The sequence below is a fragment of the Aquabacterium olei genome (assembly GCF_003100395.1).
GTDB lineage: Bacteria > Pseudomonadota > Gammaproteobacteria > Burkholderiales > Burkholderiaceae_C > Aquabacterium > Aquabacterium olei.
In genome coordinates this window covers 276,283-293,790 of the sequence record NZ_CP029210.1, presented here as the reverse complement: position 1 = coordinate 293,790, position 17,508 = coordinate 276,283, and the positions used below count along the sequence as shown (strand labels likewise).

Annotated in this window: 8 tRNA genes and 9 rRNA genes; all 17 read right to left on the bottom strand. The window is 52.8% G+C overall.

The features are described from left to right. Nucleotides 1-192: 192 nt before the first annotated feature. A tRNA-Ala gene (locus DEH84_RS01285) sits at nucleotides 193-268 on the bottom strand. A 16-nt stretch (nucleotides 269-284) separates the two neighbouring features. Then, a tRNA-Ile gene (locus DEH84_RS01280) sits at nucleotides 285-361 on the bottom strand. 127 nt (nucleotides 362-488) lie between these two features. Beyond that, nucleotides 489-2,017: ribosomal RNA gene (locus tag DEH84_RS01275) — 16S ribosomal RNA — on the bottom strand. A gap of 373 nt (nucleotides 2,018-2,390) precedes the next feature. Then, nucleotides 2,391-2,503 (bottom strand): 5S ribosomal RNA (rrf, locus tag DEH84_RS01270). A gap of 175 nt (nucleotides 2,504-2,678) precedes the next feature. Further along, a 23S ribosomal RNA gene (locus DEH84_RS01265) occupies nucleotides 2,679-5,561 on the bottom strand. 313 nt (nucleotides 5,562-5,874) lie between these two features. Beyond that, nucleotides 5,875-5,950 (bottom strand) — tRNA-Ala (locus DEH84_RS01260). Between the two features lie 16 nt (nucleotides 5,951-5,966). Further along, a tRNA-Ile gene (locus DEH84_RS01255) sits at nucleotides 5,967-6,043 on the bottom strand. 127 nt (nucleotides 6,044-6,170) lie between these two features. Continuing rightward, nucleotides 6,171-7,700: ribosomal RNA gene (locus tag DEH84_RS01250) — 16S ribosomal RNA — on the bottom strand. A 373-nt stretch (nucleotides 7,701-8,073) separates the two neighbouring features. Continuing rightward, a 5S ribosomal RNA gene (gene rrf / locus DEH84_RS01245) occupies nucleotides 8,074-8,186 on the bottom strand. A 175-nt stretch (nucleotides 8,187-8,361) separates the two neighbouring features. Continuing rightward, nucleotides 8,362-11,244, bottom strand: a 23S ribosomal RNA gene (locus DEH84_RS01240). Between the two features lie 313 nt (nucleotides 11,245-11,557). After that, nucleotides 11,558-11,633 (bottom strand) — tRNA-Ala (locus tag DEH84_RS01235). A gap of 16 nt (nucleotides 11,634-11,649) precedes the next feature. Then, nucleotides 11,650-11,726 (bottom strand) — tRNA-Ile (locus tag DEH84_RS01230). Between the two features lie 127 nt (nucleotides 11,727-11,853). After that, nucleotides 11,854-13,383 (bottom strand): 16S ribosomal RNA (locus tag DEH84_RS01225). Between the two features lie 373 nt (nucleotides 13,384-13,756). Beyond that, nucleotides 13,757-13,869 (bottom strand): 5S ribosomal RNA (gene rrf, locus DEH84_RS01220). A 174-nt stretch (nucleotides 13,870-14,043) separates the two neighbouring features. After that, nucleotides 14,044-16,924 (bottom strand): 23S ribosomal RNA (locus DEH84_RS01215). Together the 16S, 23S and 5S rRNA genes with 8 tRNA genes alongside form the textbook arrangement of a ribosomal RNA operon. Nucleotides 16,925-17,236: 312 nt before the next feature. Next, nucleotides 17,237-17,312, bottom strand: a tRNA-Ala gene (locus DEH84_RS01210). Nucleotides 17,313-17,328: 16 nt separating this feature from the next. Then, a tRNA-Ile gene (locus DEH84_RS01205) sits at nucleotides 17,329-17,405 on the bottom strand. Between the last annotated feature and the right edge of the window lie 103 nt (nucleotides 17,406-17,508).

The following is a 17,508-nucleotide window of genomic DNA, read 5'->3' as shown; positions in this document are numbered from 1 at the left end:
GACGCAATCAATTTGTCGCTGGTGGCACGGTGCCTGGCGCCCCTTTACGAAGAACGACCAGACTTTCCACCAGCAACGCTGATTTCGACTCTACGAATTGTTAAAGAACGAAGTGGCTTGAGCCACAAACCTCAAGGCCTGCGCAGCGCCAGGCTGACAGGCATTCAGGTTTGTGAACCAGGCTAGAGATGATGGTGGAGGATGACGGGATCGAACCGACGACCCCCTGCTTGCAAAGCAGGTGCTCTCCCAGCTGAGCTAATCCCCCATTTTCTTGACGAGGTTGGTGGGTCTGGTTGGATTCGAACCAACGACCCCCGCCTTATCAAGACGGTGCTCTAACCGACTGAGCTACAGACCCAACTGCCTTCACTCTTCGCTCTAATCAACAGCCGATAAGTGTGGGTGCTTGAATTCAATCAGCACTGTATATGACGTCCATCGAACACGACATCCGTAGACATCGAGACGACTTCAGTATTTTCCAGAAAGGAGGTGATCCAGCCGCACCTTCCGATACGGCTACCTTGTTACGACTTCACCCCAGTCACGAACCCTGCCGTGGTAATCGCCCTCCTTGCGGTTAGGCTAACTACTTCTGGCAGAACCCGCTCCCATGGTGTGACGGGCGGTGTGTACAAGACCCGGGAACGTATTCACCGCGGCAAGCTGATCCGCGATTACTAGCGATTCCGACTTCACGCAGTCGAGTTGCAGACTACGATCCGGACTACGACCGGTTTTCTGGGATTGGCTCCCCCTCGCGGGTTGGCAGCCCTCTGTACCGGCCATTGTATGACGTGTGTAGCCCTACCCATAAGGGCCATGAGGACCTGACGTCATCCCCACCTTCCTCCGGTTTGTCACCGGCAGTCTCATTAGAGTGCCCTTTCGTAGCAACTAATGACAAGGGTTGCGCTCGTTGCGGGACTTAACCCAACATCTCACGACACGAGCTGACGACGGCCATGCAGCACCTGTGTCCAGGTTCTCTTTCGAGCACCAAGCCATCTCTGGCAAGTTCCTGGCATGTCAAGGGTAGGTAAGGTTTTTCGCGTTGCATCGAATTAAACCACATCATCCACCGCTTGTGCGGGTCCCCGTCAATTCCTTTGAGTTTCAACCTTGCGGCCGTACTCCCCAGGCGGTCAACTTCACGCGTTAGCTTCGTTACTGAACAGCAAGCCGTCCAACAACCAGTTGACATCGTTTAGGGCGTGGACTACCAGGGTATCTAATCCTGTTTGCTCCCCACGCTTTCGTGCATGAGCGTCAGTGCAGGCCCAGGGGATTGCCTTCGCCATCGGTGTTCCTCCGCATATCTACGCATTTCACTGCTACACGCGGAATTCCATCCCCCTCTGCCGCACTCCAGTCATGCAGTCACAAATGCAGTTCCCAGGTTGAGCCCGGGGATTTCACATCTGTCTTACATAACCGCCTGCGCACGCTTTACGCCCAGTAATTCCGATTAACGCTCGCACCCTACGTATTACCGCGGCTGCTGGCACGTAGTTAGCCGGTGCTTATTCTTCAGGTACCGTCATCCTCCCGGGGTATTAGCCCAGAAGATTTCTTCCCTGACAAAAGCAGTTTACAACCCGAAGGCCTTCTTCCTGCACGCGGCATTGCTGGATCAGGCTTGCGCCCATTGTCCAAAATTCCCCACTGCTGCCTCCCGTAGGAGTCTGGGCCGTGTCTCAGTCCCAGTGTGGCTGGTCGTCCTCTCAGACCAACTACAGATCGTTGCCTTGGTAGGCCTTTACCCCACCAACTAGCTAATCTGACATCGGCCGCTCCAATCGCGCGAGGCCTTACGGTCCCCCGCTTTCACCCTCAGGTCGTATGCGGTATTAGCTGCTCTTTCGAGCAGTTATCCCCCACGACTGGGCACGTTCCGATGCATTACTCACCCGTTCGCCACTCGTCAGCACCTTGCGGCCTGTTACCGTTCGACTTGCATGTGTAAGGCATGCCGCCAGCGTTCAATCTGAGCCAGGATCAAACTCTTCAGTTCAATCTCTGTAAACTCACTCTTTCGGAATTGAAGTGAACTTCACTACAAGTGAATTTCATTTCGTCTTCCGTGAGCATTTGGCTTCTTTCATCCAAACACCCACGCTTATCGGCTGTTAATTTTTAAAGAACTTGGCTGCTTCATCAGCAGCGCAGAAGCGAGATTCTCGCACGCTTTTGCTTTTCTTGTCAAGCGTCTTAGCAACATTTTGCTGCCAGCTTGCTGTCGAGCTGCTTTTGCGCAGCCGTCGGCTCACTGTTGACGCCTCACAGGAGAAGCAAGGGCATTCAGGCCACCCTGCTCGGGCCCCTGGCGCTCTCACTTGAGAAGCAAAAGCCCCTGCCTAAGCAGGGGCTTTTCTTCACTGTAAGTAGCCTGACGATGTCCTACTTTCACACGGGAATCCGCACTATCATCGGCGCTGAGTCGTTTCACTGTCCTGTTCGGGATGGGAAGGAGTGGGACCAACTCGCTATGGTCATCAGGCTTAAACCGGTCACTGACACGAGGCTGTGGGCCCTGGTCAGTCAATTCGTAGAGTCTTTTTGAATCAGCTTCAAATTGATTGCGTTGTGCCAGAGGATCGGGAAGATCCATCGCATAACGTGTGTTCACAACAGGGACGACTTCGACAGCGTGTTGCTGGAGTCATCAAAGTTATAGGGTCAAGCCGCACGGGCAATTAGTACTGGTTAGCTTAACGCATTACTGCGCTTCCACACCCAGCCTATCAACGTCGTGGTCTACAACGACCCTTCAGGGGGCTCAAGGCCCCCGGCAAGACTCATCTTGAGACGAGTTTCCCGCTTAGATGCTTTCAGCGGTTATCTCTTCCACACTTAGCTACTCGGCAATGCCACTGGCGTGACAACCGATACACCAGAGGTGTGTCCACTCCGGTCCTCTCGTACTAGGAGCAGGCTCTCTCAATCTTGCAGCGCCCACGGAAGATAGGGACCAAACTGTCTCACGACGTTTTAAACCCAGCTCACGTACCTCTTTAAATGGCGAACAGCCATACCCTTGGGACCGGCTACAGCCCCAGGATGAGATGAGCCGACATCGAGGTGCCAAACACCGCCGTCGATATGAACTCTTGGGCGGTATCAGCCTGTTATCCCCAGAGTACCTTTTATCCGTTGAGCGATGGCCCTTCCATACAGAACCACCGGATCACTTAGTCCTACTTTCGTACCTGCTCGACTTGTCAGTCTCGCAGTCAAGCACGCTTATGCCTATGCACTATCAGCACGATTTCCGACCGTGCCTAGCGTACCTTCGAACTCCTCCGTTACACTTTGGGAGGAGACCGCCCCAGTCAAACTGCCCACCATACACTGTCCCCAACCCGGATAACGGGCCAAGGTTAGAACCTCAAACACACCAGGGTGGTATTTCAACGTCGGCTCCACCAGAACTAGCGTCCTGGCTTCAAAGCCTCCCACCTATCCTACACAGATCTGTTCAAAGTCCAATGTAAAGCTACAGTAAAGGTTCATGGGGTCTTTCCGTCTTTCCGCGGGGAGATTGCATCATCACAAACATTTCAACTTCGCTGAGTCTCTGGAGGAGACAGTGTGGCCATCATTACGCCATTCGTGCAGGTCGGAACTTACCCGACAAGGAATTTCGCTACCTTAGGACCGTTATAGTTACGGCCGCCGTTTACTGGGACTTCGATCAAGAGCTTGCACCCCATCAATTAATCTTCCAGCACCGGGCAGGCGTCACACCCTATACGTCGACTTTCGTCTTTGCAGAGTGCTGTGTTTTTATTAAACAGTTGCAGCCACCGATTCTCTGCGACCTCATTGGGCTCCACCCGTAAAGGGCTTCACCTACTAAAGGCACACCTTCTTCCGAAGTTACGGTGTCAATTTGCCGAGTTCCTTCTCCAGAGTTCTCTCAAGCGCCTGAGAATACTCATCTCGCGCACCAGTGTCGGTTTGCGGTACGGTCGTCTATGGCTGAAGCTTAGTGGCTTTTCCTGGAAGCAGGGTATCACTCACTTCGTCTGCAAGCAGACTCGTTATCACCCCTCATCTTAGCCCGGCGGATTTGCCTACCAGGCATGACTACAGGCTTGAACCAACTATTCCAACAGTTGGCTGAGCTAACCTTCTCCGTCCCCACATCGCACCATAGATCGGTACAGGAATATTGACCTGTTTCCCATCAGCTACGCATCTCTGCCTCGCCTTAGGGGCCCGACTCACCCTACGCCGATGAACGTTGCGTAGGAAACCTTGCGCTTACGGCGAGGGGGCTTTTCACCCCCTTTAACGCTACTCATGTCAGCATTCGCACTTCCGATACCTCCAGCATCCTTTACAAGACACCTTCGCAGGCTTACGGAACGCTCTCCTACCACTCACAGTAAACTGTGAATCCGCAGCTTCGGTAACTGGCTTAGCCCCGTTACATCTTCCGCGCAGGACGACTCGATCAGTGAGCTATTACGCTTTCTTTAAATGATGGCTGCTTCTAAGCCAACATCCTGACTGTTTTAGCCTTCCCACTTCGTTTCCCACTTAGCCAATTTTAGGGACCTTAGCTGGCGGTCTGGGTTGTTTCCCTCTTGTGTCCGGACGTTAGCACCCGGTGCACTGTCTCCCAAGCTGTACTCATCGGTATTCGGAGTTTGCAATGGTTTGGTAAGTCGCCATGACCCCCTAGCCATAACAGTGCTCTACCCCCGATGGTAATACTTGAGGCACTACCTAAATAGTTTTCGGAGAGAACCAGCTATTTCCAAGTTTGTTTAGCCTTTCACCCCTATCCACAGCTCATCCGCTAGTTTTGCAACACTAGTCGGTTCGGACCTCCAGTGCGTGTTACCGCACCTTCATCCTGGCCATGGATAGATCACTTGGTTTCGGGTCTACACCCAGCGACTAGACGCCCTATTCGGACTCGATTTCTCTTCGGCTTCCCTATTCGGTTAACCTTGCCACTGAATGTAAGTCGCTGACCCATTATACAAAAGGTACGCCGTCACCCGTTTCCAGGCTCCGACTTTTTGTATGCATGCGGTTTCAGGATCTATTTCACTCCCCTCCCGGGGTTCTTTTCGCCTTTCCCTCACGGTACTTGTTCACTATCGGTCGATTACGAGTATTTAGCCTTGGAGGATGGTCCCCCCATCTTCAGACAGGATTTCACGTGTCCCGCCCTACTTATCGTGCACTCAGTTCCACAGAAGACTTTTCTCATACGGGGCTATCACCCACTATGGCCGGACTTTCCATTCCGTTCTGATAAGTCGACTGCTAAAGAGCACTAGGCTGTTCCGATTTCGCTCGCCACTACTTTCGGAATCTCGGTTGATGTCTTTTCCTCGAGCTACTTAGATGTTTCAGTTCACTCGGTTCGCCTCGCATACCTATGTATTCAGTATGCGATACCCTTGCGGGTGGGTTTCCCCATTCGGATATCTCCGGATCAAAGCTAATTTGCCAGCTCCCCGAAGCTTTTCGCAGGCTATCACGTCCTTCATCGCCTGTAATCGCCAAGGCATCCACCACATGCACTTAGTCACTTGACCCTATAACTTTGACGCCCCATGCTTCGAGCGTCGTCAAGGACTGTTGTGAGCGCCGTGTGCAGGTTTAAAACACACGGCTTCGCGTTATGCCGATCTTCAAATATTTCATTGAAGTCTGGTGACGCAATCAATTTGTCGCTGGTGGCACGGTGCCTGGCGCCCCTTTACGAAGAACGACCAGACTTTCCACCAGCAACGCTGATTTCGACTCTACGAATTGTTAAAGAACGAAGTGGCTTGAGCCACAAACCTCAAGGGCCTGCGCAGCGCCAGGCTGACAGGCATTCAGGTTTGTGAACCAGGCTAGAGATGATGGTGGAGGATGACGGGATCGAACCGACGACCCCCTGCTTGCAAAGCAGGTGCTCTCCCAGCTGAGCTAATCCCCCATTTTCTTGACGAGGTTGGTGGGTCTGGTTGGATTCGAACCAACGACCCCCGCCTTATCAAGACGGTGCTCTAACCGACTGAGCTACAGACCCAACTGCCTTCACTCTTCGCTCTAATCAACAGCCGATAAGTGTGGGTGCTTGAATTCAATCAGCACTGTATATGACGTCCATCGAACACGACATCCGTAGACATCGAGACGACTTCAGTATTTTCCAGAAAGGAGGTGATCCAGCCGCACCTTCCGATACGGCTACCTTGTTACGACTTCACCCCAGTCACGAACCCTGCCGTGGTAATCGCCCTCCTTGCGGTTAGGCTAACTACTTCTGGCAGAACCCGCTCCCATGGTGTGACGGGCGGTGTGTACAAGACCCGGGAACGTATTCACCGCGGCAAGCTGATCCGCGATTACTAGCGATTCCGACTTCACGCAGTCGAGTTGCAGACTACGATCCGGACTACGACCGGTTTTCTGGGATTGGCTCCCCCTCGCGGGTTGGCAGCCCTCTGTACCGGCCATTGTATGACGTGTGTAGCCCTACCCATAAGGGCCATGAGGACCTGACGTCATCCCCACCTTCCTCCGGTTTGTCACCGGCAGTCTCATTAGAGTGCCCTTTCGTAGCAACTAATGACAAGGGTTGCGCTCGTTGCGGGACTTAACCCAACATCTCACGACACGAGCTGACGACGGCCATGCAGCACCTGTGTCCAGGTTCTCTTTCGAGCACCAAGCCATCTCTGGCAAGTTCCTGGCATGTCAAGGGTAGGTAAGGTTTTTCGCGTTGCATCGAATTAAACCACATCATCCACCGCTTGTGCGGGTCCCCGTCAATTCCTTTGAGTTTCAACCTTGCGGCCGTACTCCCCAGGCGGTCAACTTCACGCGTTAGCTTCGTTACTGAACAGCAAGCCGTCCAACAACCAGTTGACATCGTTTAGGGCGTGGACTACCAGGGTATCTAATCCTGTTTGCTCCCCACGCTTTCGTGCATGAGCGTCAGTGCAGGGCCCAGGGGATTGCCTTCGCCATCGGTGTTCCTCCGCATATCTACGCATTTCACTGCTACACGCGGAATTCCATCCCCCTCTGCCGCACTCCAGTCATGCAGTCACAAATGCAGTTCCCAGGTTGAGCCCGGGGATTTCACATCTGTCTTACATAACCGCCTGCGCACGCTTTACGCCCAGTAATTCCGATTAACGCTCGCACCCTACGTATTACCGCGGCTGCTGGCACGTAGTTAGCCGGTGCTTATTCTTCAGGTACCGTCATCCTCCCGGGGTATTAGCCCAGAAGATTTCTTCCCTGACAAAAGCAGTTTACAACCCGAAGGCCTTCTTCCTGCACGCGGCATTGCTGGATCAGGCTTGCGCCCATTGTCCAAAATTCCCCACTGCTGCCTCCCGTAGGAGTCTGGGCCGTGTCTCAGTCCCAGTGTGGCTGGTCGTCCTCTCAGACCAACTACAGATCGTTGCCTTGGTAGGCCTTTACCCCACCAACTAGCTAATCTGACATCGGCCGCTCCAATCGCGCGAGGCCTTACGGTCCCCCGCTTTCACCCTCAGGTCGTATGCGGTATTAGCTGCTCTTTCGAGCAGTTATCCCCCACGACTGGGCACGTTCCGATGCATTACTCACCCGTTCGCCACTCGTCAGCACCTTGCGGCCTGTTACCGTTCGACTTGCATGTGTAAGGCATGCCGCCAGCGTTCAATCTGAGCCAGGATCAAACTCTTCAGTTCAATCTCTGTAAACTCACTCTTTCGGAATTGAAGTGAACTTCACTACAAGTGAATTTCATTTCGTCTTCCGTGAGCATTTGGCTTCTTTCATCCAAACACCCACGCTTATCGGCTGTTAATTTTTAAAGAACTTGGCTGCTTCATCAGCAGCGCAGAAGCGAGATTCTCGCACGCTTTTGCTTTTCTTGTCAAGCGTCTTAGCAACATTTTGCTGCCAGCTTGCTGTCGAGCTGCTTTTGCGCAGCCGTCGGCTCACTGTTGACGCCTCACAGGAGAAGCAAGGGCATTCAGGCCACCCTGCTCGGGCCCCTGGCGCTCTCACTTGAGAAGCAAAAGCCCCTGCCTAAGCAGGGGCTTTTCTTCACTGTAAGTAGCCTGACGATGTCCTACTTTCACACGGGAATCCGCACTATCATCGGCGCTGAGTCGTTTCACTGTCCTGTTCGGGATGGGAAGGAGTGGGACCAACTCGCTATGGTCATCAGGCTTAAACCGGTCACTGACACGAGGCTGTGGGCCCTGGTCAGTCAATTCGTAGAGTCTTTTTGAATCAGCTTCAAATTGATTGCGTTGTGCCAGAGGATCGGGAAGATCCATCGCATAACGTGTGTTCACAACAGGGACGACTTCGACAGCGTGTTGCTGGAGTCATCAAAGTTATAGGGTCAAGCCGCACGGGCAATTAGTACTGGTTAGCTTAACGCATTACTGCGCTTCCACACCCAGCCTATCAACGTCGTGGTCTACAACGACCCTTCAGGGGGCTCAAGGCCCCCGGCAAGACTCATCTTGAGACGAGTTTCCCGCTTAGATGCTTTCAGCGGTTATCTCTTCCACACTTAGCTACTCGGCAATGCCACTGGCGTGACAACCGATACACCAGAGGTGTGTCCACTCCGGTCCTCTCGTACTAGGAGCAGGCTCTCTCAATCTTGCAGCGCCCACGGAAGATAGGGACCAAACTGTCTCACGACGTTTTAAACCCAGCTCACGTACCTCTTTAAATGGCGAACAGCCATACCCTTGGGACCGGCTACAGCCCCAGGATGAGATGAGCCGACATCGAGGTGCCAAACACCGCCGTCGATATGAACTCTTGGGCGGTATCAGCCTGTTATCCCCAGAGTACCTTTTATCCGTTGAGCGATGGCCCTTCCATACAGAACCACCGGATCACTTAGTCCTACTTTCGTACCTGCTCGACTTGTCAGTCTCGCAGTCAAGCACGCTTATGCCTATGCACTATCAGCACGATTTCCGACCGTGCCTAGCGTACCTTCGAACTCCTCCGTTACACTTTGGGAGGAGACCGCCCCAGTCAAACTGCCCACCATACACTGTCCCCAACCCGGATAACGGGCCAAGGTTAGAACCTCAAACACACCAGGGTGGTATTTCAACGTCGGCTCCACCAGAACTAGCGTCCTGGCTTCAAAGCCTCCCACCTATCCTACACAGATCTGTTCAAAGTCCAATGTAAAGCTACAGTAAAGGTTCATGGGGTCTTTCCGTCTTTCCGCGGGGAGATTGCATCATCACAAACATTTCAACTTCGCTGAGTCTCTGGAGGAGACAGTGTGGCCATCATTACGCCATTCGTGCAGGTCGGAACTTACCCGACAAGGAATTTCGCTACCTTAGGACCGTTATAGTTACGGCCGCCGTTTACTGGGACTTCGATCAAGAGCTTGCACCCCATCAATTAATCTTCCAGCACCGGGCAGGCGTCACACCCTATACGTCGACTTTCGTCTTTGCAGAGTGCTGTGTTTTTATTAAACAGTTGCAGCCACCGATTCTCTGCGACCTCATTGGGCTCCACCCGTAAAGGGCTTCACCTACTAAAGGCACACCTTCTTCCGAAGTTACGGTGTCAATTTGCCGAGTTCCTTCTCCAGAGTTCTCTCAAGCGCCTGAGAATACTCATCTCGCGCACCAGTGTCGGTTTGCGGTACGGTCGTCTATGGCTGAAGCTTAGTGGCTTTTCCTGGAAGCAGGGTATCACTCACTTCGTCTGCAAGCAGACTCGTTATCACCCCTCATCTTAGCCCGGCGGATTTGCCTACCAGGCATGACTACAGGCTTGAACCAACTATTCCAACAGTTGGCTGAGCTAACCTTCTCCGTCCCCACATCGCACCATAGATCGGTACAGGAATATTGACCTGTTTCCCATCAGCTACGCATCTCTGCCTCGCCTTAGGGGGCCGACTCACCCTACGCCGATGAACGTTGCGTAGGAAACCTTGCGCTTACGGCGAGGGGGCTTTTCACCCCCTTTAACGCTACTCATGTCAGCATTCGCACTTCCGATACCTCCAGCATCCTTTACAAGACACCTTCGCAGGCTTACGGAACGCTCTCCTACCACTCACAGTAAACTGTGAATCCGCAGCTTCGGTAACTGGCTTAGCCCCGTTACATCTTCCGCGCAGGACGACTCGATCAGTGAGCTATTACGCTTTCTTTAAATGATGGCTGCTTCTAAGCCAACATCCTGACTGTTTTAGCCTTCCCACTTCGTTTCCCACTTAGCCAATTTTAGGGACCTTAGCTGGCGGTCTGGGTTGTTTCCCTCTTGTGTCCGGACGTTAGCACCCGGTGCACTGTCTCCCAAGCTGTACTCATCGGTATTCGGAGTTTGCAATGGTTTGGTAAGTCGCCATGACCCCCTAGCCATAACAGTGCTCTACCCCCGATGGTAATACTTGAGGCACTACCTAAATAGTTTTCGGAGAGAACCAGCTATTTCCAAGTTTGTTTAGCCTTTCACCCCTATCCACAGCTCATCCGCTAGTTTTGCAACACTAGTCGGTTCGGACCTCCAGTGCGTGTTACCGCACCTTCATCCTGGCCATGGATAGATCACTTGGTTTCGGGTCTACACCCAGCGACTAGACGCCCTATTCGGACTCGATTTCTCTTCGGCTTCCCTATTCGGTTAACCTTGCCACTGAATGTAAGTCGCTGACCCATTATACAAAAGGTACGCCGTCACCCGTTTCCAGGCTCCGACTTTTTGTATGCATGCGGTTTCAGGATCTATTTCACTCCCCTCCCGGGGTTCTTTTCGCCTTTCCCTCACGGTACTTGTTCACTATCGGTCGATTACGAGTATTTAGCCTTGGAGGATGGTCCCCCCATCTTCAGACAGGATTTCACGTGTCCCGCCCTACTTATCGTGCACTCAGTTCCACAGAAGACTTTTCTCATACGGGGCTATCACCCACTATGGCCGGACTTTCCATTCCGTTCTGATAAGTCGACTGCTAAAGAGCACTAGGCTGTTCCGATTTCGCTCGCCACTACTTTCGGAATCTCGGTTGATGTCTTTTCCTCGAGCTACTTAGATGTTTCAGTTCACTCGGTTCGCCTCGCATACCTATGTATTCAGTATGCGATACCCTTGCGGGTGGGTTTCCCCATTCGGATATCTCCGGATCAAAGCTAATTTGCCAGCTCCCCGAAGCTTTTCGCAGGCTATCACGTCCTTCATCGCCTGTAATCGCCAAGGCATCCACCACATGCACTTAGTCACTTGACCCTATAACTTTGACGCCCCATGCTTCGAGCGTCGTCAAGGACTGTTGTGAGCGCCGTGTGCAGGTTTAAAACACACGGCTTCGCGTTATGCCGATCTTCAAATATTTCATTGAAGTCTGGTGACGCAATCAATTTGTCGCTGGTGGCACGGTGCCTGGCGCCCCTTTACGAAGAACGACCAGACTTTCCACCAGCAACGCTGATTTCGACTCTACGAATTGTTAAAGAACGAAGTGGCTTGAGCCACAAACCTCAAGGGCCTGCGCAGCGCCAGGCTGACAGGCATTCAGGTTTGTGAACCAGGCTAGAGATGATGGTGGAGGATGACGGGATCGAACCGACGACCCCCTGCTTGCAAAGCAGGTGCTCTCCCAGCTGAGCTAATCCCCCATTTTCTTGACGAGGTTGGTGGGTCTGGTTGGATTCGAACCAACGACCCCCGCCTTATCAAGACGGTGCTCTAACCGACTGAGCTACAGACCCAACTGCCTTCACTCTTCGCTCTAATCAACAGCCGATAAGTGTGGGTGCTTGAATTCAATCAGCACTGTATATGACGTCCATCGAACACGACATCCGTAGACATCGAGACGACTTCAGTATTTTCCAGAAAGGAGGTGATCCAGCCGCACCTTCCGATACGGCTACCTTGTTACGACTTCACCCCAGTCACGAACCCTGCCGTGGTAATCGCCCTCCTTGCGGTTAGGCTAACTACTTCTGGCAGAACCCGCTCCCATGGTGTGACGGGCGGTGTGTACAAGACCCGGGAACGTATTCACCGCGGCAAGCTGATCCGCGATTACTAGCGATTCCGACTTCACGCAGTCGAGTTGCAGACTACGATCCGGACTACGACCGGTTTTCTGGGATTGGCTCCCCCTCGCGGGTTGGCAGCCCTCTGTACCGGCCATTGTATGACGTGTGTAGCCCTACCCATAAGGGCCATGAGGACCTGACGTCATCCCCACCTTCCTCCGGTTTGTCACCGGCAGTCTCATTAGAGTGCCCTTTCGTAGCAACTAATGACAAGGGTTGCGCTCGTTGCGGGACTTAACCCAACATCTCACGACACGAGCTGACGACGGCCATGCAGCACCTGTGTCCAGGTTCTCTTTCGAGCACCAAGCCATCTCTGGCAAGTTCCTGGCATGTCAAGGGTAGGTAAGGTTTTTCGCGTTGCATCGAATTAAACCACATCATCCACCGCTTGTGCGGGTCCCCGTCAATTCCTTTGAGTTTCAACCTTGCGGCCGTACTCCCCAGGCGGTCAACTTCACGCGTTAGCTTCGTTACTGAACAGCAAGCCGTCCAACAACCAGTTGACATCGTTTAGGGCGTGGACTACCAGGGTATCTAATCCTGTTTGCTCCCCACGCTTTCGTGCATGAGCGTCAGTGCAGGCCCAGGGGATTGCCTTCGCCATCGGTGTTCCTCCGCATATCTACGCATTTCACTGCTACACGCGGAATTCCATCCCCCTCTGCCGCACTCCAGTCATGCAGTCACAAATGCAGTTCCCAGGTTGAGCCCGGGGATTTCACATCTGTCTTACATAACCGCCTGCGCACGCTTTACGCCCAGTAATTCCGATTAACGCTCGCACCCTACGTATTACCGCGGCTGCTGGCACGTAGTTAGCCGGTGCTTATTCTTCAGGTACCGTCATCCTCCCGGGGTATTAGCCCAGAAGATTTCTTCCCTGACAAAAGCAGTTTACAACCCGAAGGCCTTCTTCCTGCACGCGGCATTGCTGGATCAGGCTTGCGCCCATTGTCCAAAATTCCCCACTGCTGCCTCCCGTAGGAGTCTGGGCCGTGTCTCAGTCCCAGTGTGGCTGGTCGTCCTCTCAGACCAACTACAGATCGTTGCCTTGGTAGGCCTTTACCCCACCAACTAGCTAATCTGACATCGGCCGCTCCAATCGCGCGAGGGCCTTACGGTCCCCCGCTTTCACCCTCAGGTCGTATGCGGTATTAGCTGCTCTTTCGAGCAGTTATCCCCCACGACTGGGCACGTTCCGATGCATTACTCACCCGTTCGCCACTCGTCAGCACCTTGCGGCCTGTTACCGTTCGACTTGCATGTGTAAGGCATGCCGCCAGCGTTCAATCTGAGCCAGGATCAAACTCTTCAGTTCAATCTCTGTAAACTCACTCTTTCGGAATTGAAGTGAACTTCACTACAAGTGAATTTCATTTCGTCTTCCGTGAGCATTTGGCTTCTTTCATCCAAACACCCACGCTTATCGGCTGTTAATTTTTAAAGAACTTGGCTGCTTCATCAGCAGCGCAGAAGCGAGATTCTCGCACGCTTTTGCTTTTCTTGTCAAGCGTCTTAGCAACATTTTGCTGCCAGCTTGCTGTCGAGCTGCTTTTGCGCAGCCGTCGGCTCACTGTTGACGCCTCACAGGAGAAGCAAGGGCATTCAGGCCACCCTGCTCGGGCCCCTGGCGCTCTCACTTGAGAAGCAAAAGCCCCTGCCTAAGCAGGGGCTTTTCTTCACTGTAAGTAGCCTGACGATGTCCTACTTTCACACGGGAATCCGCACTATCATCGGCGCTGAGTCGTTTCACTGTCCTGTTCGGGATGGGAAGGAGTGGGACCAACTCGCTATGGTCATCAGGCTTAAACCGGTCACTGACACGAGGCTGTGGGCCTGGTCAGTCAATTCGTAGAGTCTTTTTGAATCAGCTTCAAATTGATTGCGTTGTGCCAGAGGATCGGGAAGATCCATCGCATAACGTGTGTTCACAACAGGGACGACTTCGACAGCGTGTTGCTGGAGTCATCAAAGTTATAGGGTCAAGCCGCACGGGCAATTAGTACTGGTTAGCTTAACGCATTACTGCGCTTCCACACCCAGCCTATCAACGTCGTGGTCTACAACGACCCTTCAGGGGGCTCAAGGCCCCGGCAAGACTCATCTTGAGACGAGTTTCCCGCTTAGATGCTTTCAGCGGTTATCTCTTCCACACTTAGCTACTCGGCAATGCCACTGGCGTGACAACCGATACACCAGAGGTGTGTCCACTCCGGTCCTCTCGTACTAGGAGCAGGCTCTCTCAATCTTGCAGCGCCCACGGAAGATAGGGACCAAACTGTCTCACGACGTTTTAAACCCAGCTCACGTACCTCTTTAAATGGCGAACAGCCATACCCTTGGGACCGGCTACAGCCCCAGGATGAGATGAGCCGACATCGAGGTGCCAAACACCGCCGTCGATATGAACTCTTGGGCGGTATCAGCCTGTTATCCCCAGAGTACCTTTTATCCGTTGAGCGATGGCCCTTCCATACAGAACCACCGGATCACTTAGTCCTACTTTCGTACCTGCTCGACTTGTCAGTCTCGCAGTCAAGCACGCTTATGCCTATGCACTATCAGCACGATTTCCGACCGTGCCTAGCGTACCTTCGAACTCCTCCGTTACACTTTGGGAGGAGACCGCCCCAGTCAAACTGCCCACCATACACTGTCCCCAACCCGGATAACGGGCCAAGGTTAGAACCTCAAACACACCAGGGTGGTATTTCAACGTCGGCTCCACCAGAACTAGCGTCCTGGCTTCAAAGCCTCCCACCTATCCTACACAGATCTGTTCAAAGTCCAATGTAAAGCTACAGTAAAGGTTCATGGGGTCTTTCCGTCTTTCCGCGGGGAGATTGCATCATCACAAACATTTCAACTTCGCTGAGTCTCTGGAGGAGACAGTGTGGCCATCATTACGCCATTCGTGCAGGTCGGAACTTACCCGACAAGGAATTTCGCTACCTTAGGACCGTTATAGTTACGGCCGCCGTTTACTGGGACTTCGATCAAGAGCTTGCACCCCATCAATTAATCTTCCAGCACCGGGCAGGCGTCACACCCTATACGTCGACTTTCGTCTTTGCAGAGTGCTGTGTTTTTATTAAACAGTTGCAGCCACCGATTCTCTGCGACCTCATTGGGCTCCACCCGTAAAGGGCTTCACCTACTAAAGGCACACCTTCTTCCGAAGTTACGGTGTCAATTTGCCGAGTTCCTTCTCCAGAGTTCTCTCAAGCGCCTGAGAATACTCATCTCGCGCACCAGTGTCGGTTTGCGGTACGGTCGTCTATGGCTGAAGCTTAGTGGCTTTTCCTGGAAGCAGGGTATCACTCACTTCGTCTGCAAGCAGACTCGTTATCACCCCTCATCTTAGCCCGGCGGATTTGCCTACCAGGCATGACTACAGGCTTGAACCAACTATTCCAACAGTTGGCTGAGCTAACCTTCTCCGTCCCCACATCGCACCATAGATCGGTACAGGAATATTGACCTGTTTCCCATCAGCTACGCATCTCTGCCTCGCCTTAGGGGCCGACTCACCCTACGCCGATGAACGTTGCGTAGGAAACCTTGCGCTTACGGCGAGGGGGCTTTTCACCCCCTTTAACGCTACTCATGTCAGCATTCGCACTTCCGATACCTCCAGCATCCTTTACAAGACACCTTCGCAGGCTTACGGAACGCTCTCCTACCACTCACAGTAAACTGTGAATCCGCAGCTTCGGTAACTGGCTTAGCCCCGTTACATCTTCCGCGCAGGACGACTCGATCAGTGAGCTATTACGCTTTCTTTAAATGATGGCTGCTTCTAAGCCAACATCCTGACTGTTTTAGCCTTCCCACTTCGTTTCCCACTTAGCCAATTTTAGGGACCTTAGCTGGCGGTCTGGGTTGTTTCCCTCTTGTGTCCGGACGTTAGCACCCGGTGCACTGTCTCCCAAGCTGTACTCATCGGTATTCGGAGTTTGCAATGGTTTGGTAAGTCGCCATGACCCCCTAGCCATAACAGTGCTCTACCCCCGATGGTAATACTTGAGGCACTACCTAAATAGTTTTCGGAGAGAACCAGCTATTTCCAAGTTTGTTTAGCCTTTCACCCCTATCCACAGCTCATCCGCTAGTTTTGCAACACTAGTCGGTTCGGACCTCCAGTGCGTGTTACCGCACCTTCATCCTGGCCATGGATAGATCACTTGGTTTCGGGTCTACACCCAGCGACTAGACGCCCTATTCGGACTCGATTTCTCTTCGGCTTCCCTATTCGGTTAACCTTGCCACTGAATGTAAGTCGCTGACCCATTATACAAAAGGTACGCCGTCACCCGTTTCCAGGCTCCGACTTTTTGTATGCATGCGGTTTCAGGATCTATTTCACTCCCCTCCCGGGGTTCTTTTCGCCTTTCCCTCACGGTACTTGTTCACTATCGGTCGATTACGAGTATTTAGCCTTGGAGGATGGTCCCCCCATCTTCAGACAGGATTTCACGTGTCCCGCCCTACTTATCGTGCACTCAGTTCCACAGAAGACTTTTCTCATACGGGGCTATCACCCACTATGGCCGGACTTTCCATTCCGTTCTGATAAGTCGACTGCTAAAGAGCACTAGGCTGTTCCGATTTCGCTCGCCACTACTTTCGGAATCTCGGTTGATGTCTTTTCCTCGAGCTACTTAGATGTTTCAGTTCACTCGGTTCGCCTCGCATACCTATGTATTCAGTATGCGATACCCTTGCGGGTGGGTTTCCCCATTCGGATATCTCCGGATCAAAGCTAATTTGCCAGCTCCCCGAAGCTTTTCGCAGGCTATCACGTCCTTCATCGCCTGTAATCGCCAAGGCATCCACCACATGCACTTAGTCACTTGACCCTATAACTTTGACGCCCCATGCTTCGAGCGTCGTCAAGGACTGTTGTGAGCGCCGTGTGCAGGTTTAAAACACACGGCTTCGCGTTATGCCGATCTTCAAATATTTCATTGAAGTCTGGTGACGCAATCAATTTGTCGCTGGTGGCACGGTGCCTGGCGCCCCTTTACGAAGAACGACCAGACTTTCCACCAGCAACGCTGATTTCGACTCTACGAATTGTTAAAGAACGAAGTGGCTTGAGCCACAAACCTCAAGGCCTGCGCAGCGCCAGGCTGACAGGCATTCAGGTTTGTGAACCAGGCTAGAGATGATGGTGGAGGATGACGGGATCGAACCGACGACCCCCTGCTTGCAAAGCAGGTGCTCTCCCAGCTGAGCTAATCCCCCATTTTCTTGACGAGGTTGGTGGGTCTGGTTGGATTCGAACCAACGACCCCCGCCTTATCAAGACGGTGCTCTAACCGACTGAGCTACAGACCCAACTGCCTTCACTCTTCGCTCTAATCAACAGCCGATAAGTGTGGGTGCTTGAATTCAATCAGCACTGTATATGACGTCCATCGAACACGACATCCGTAGACAT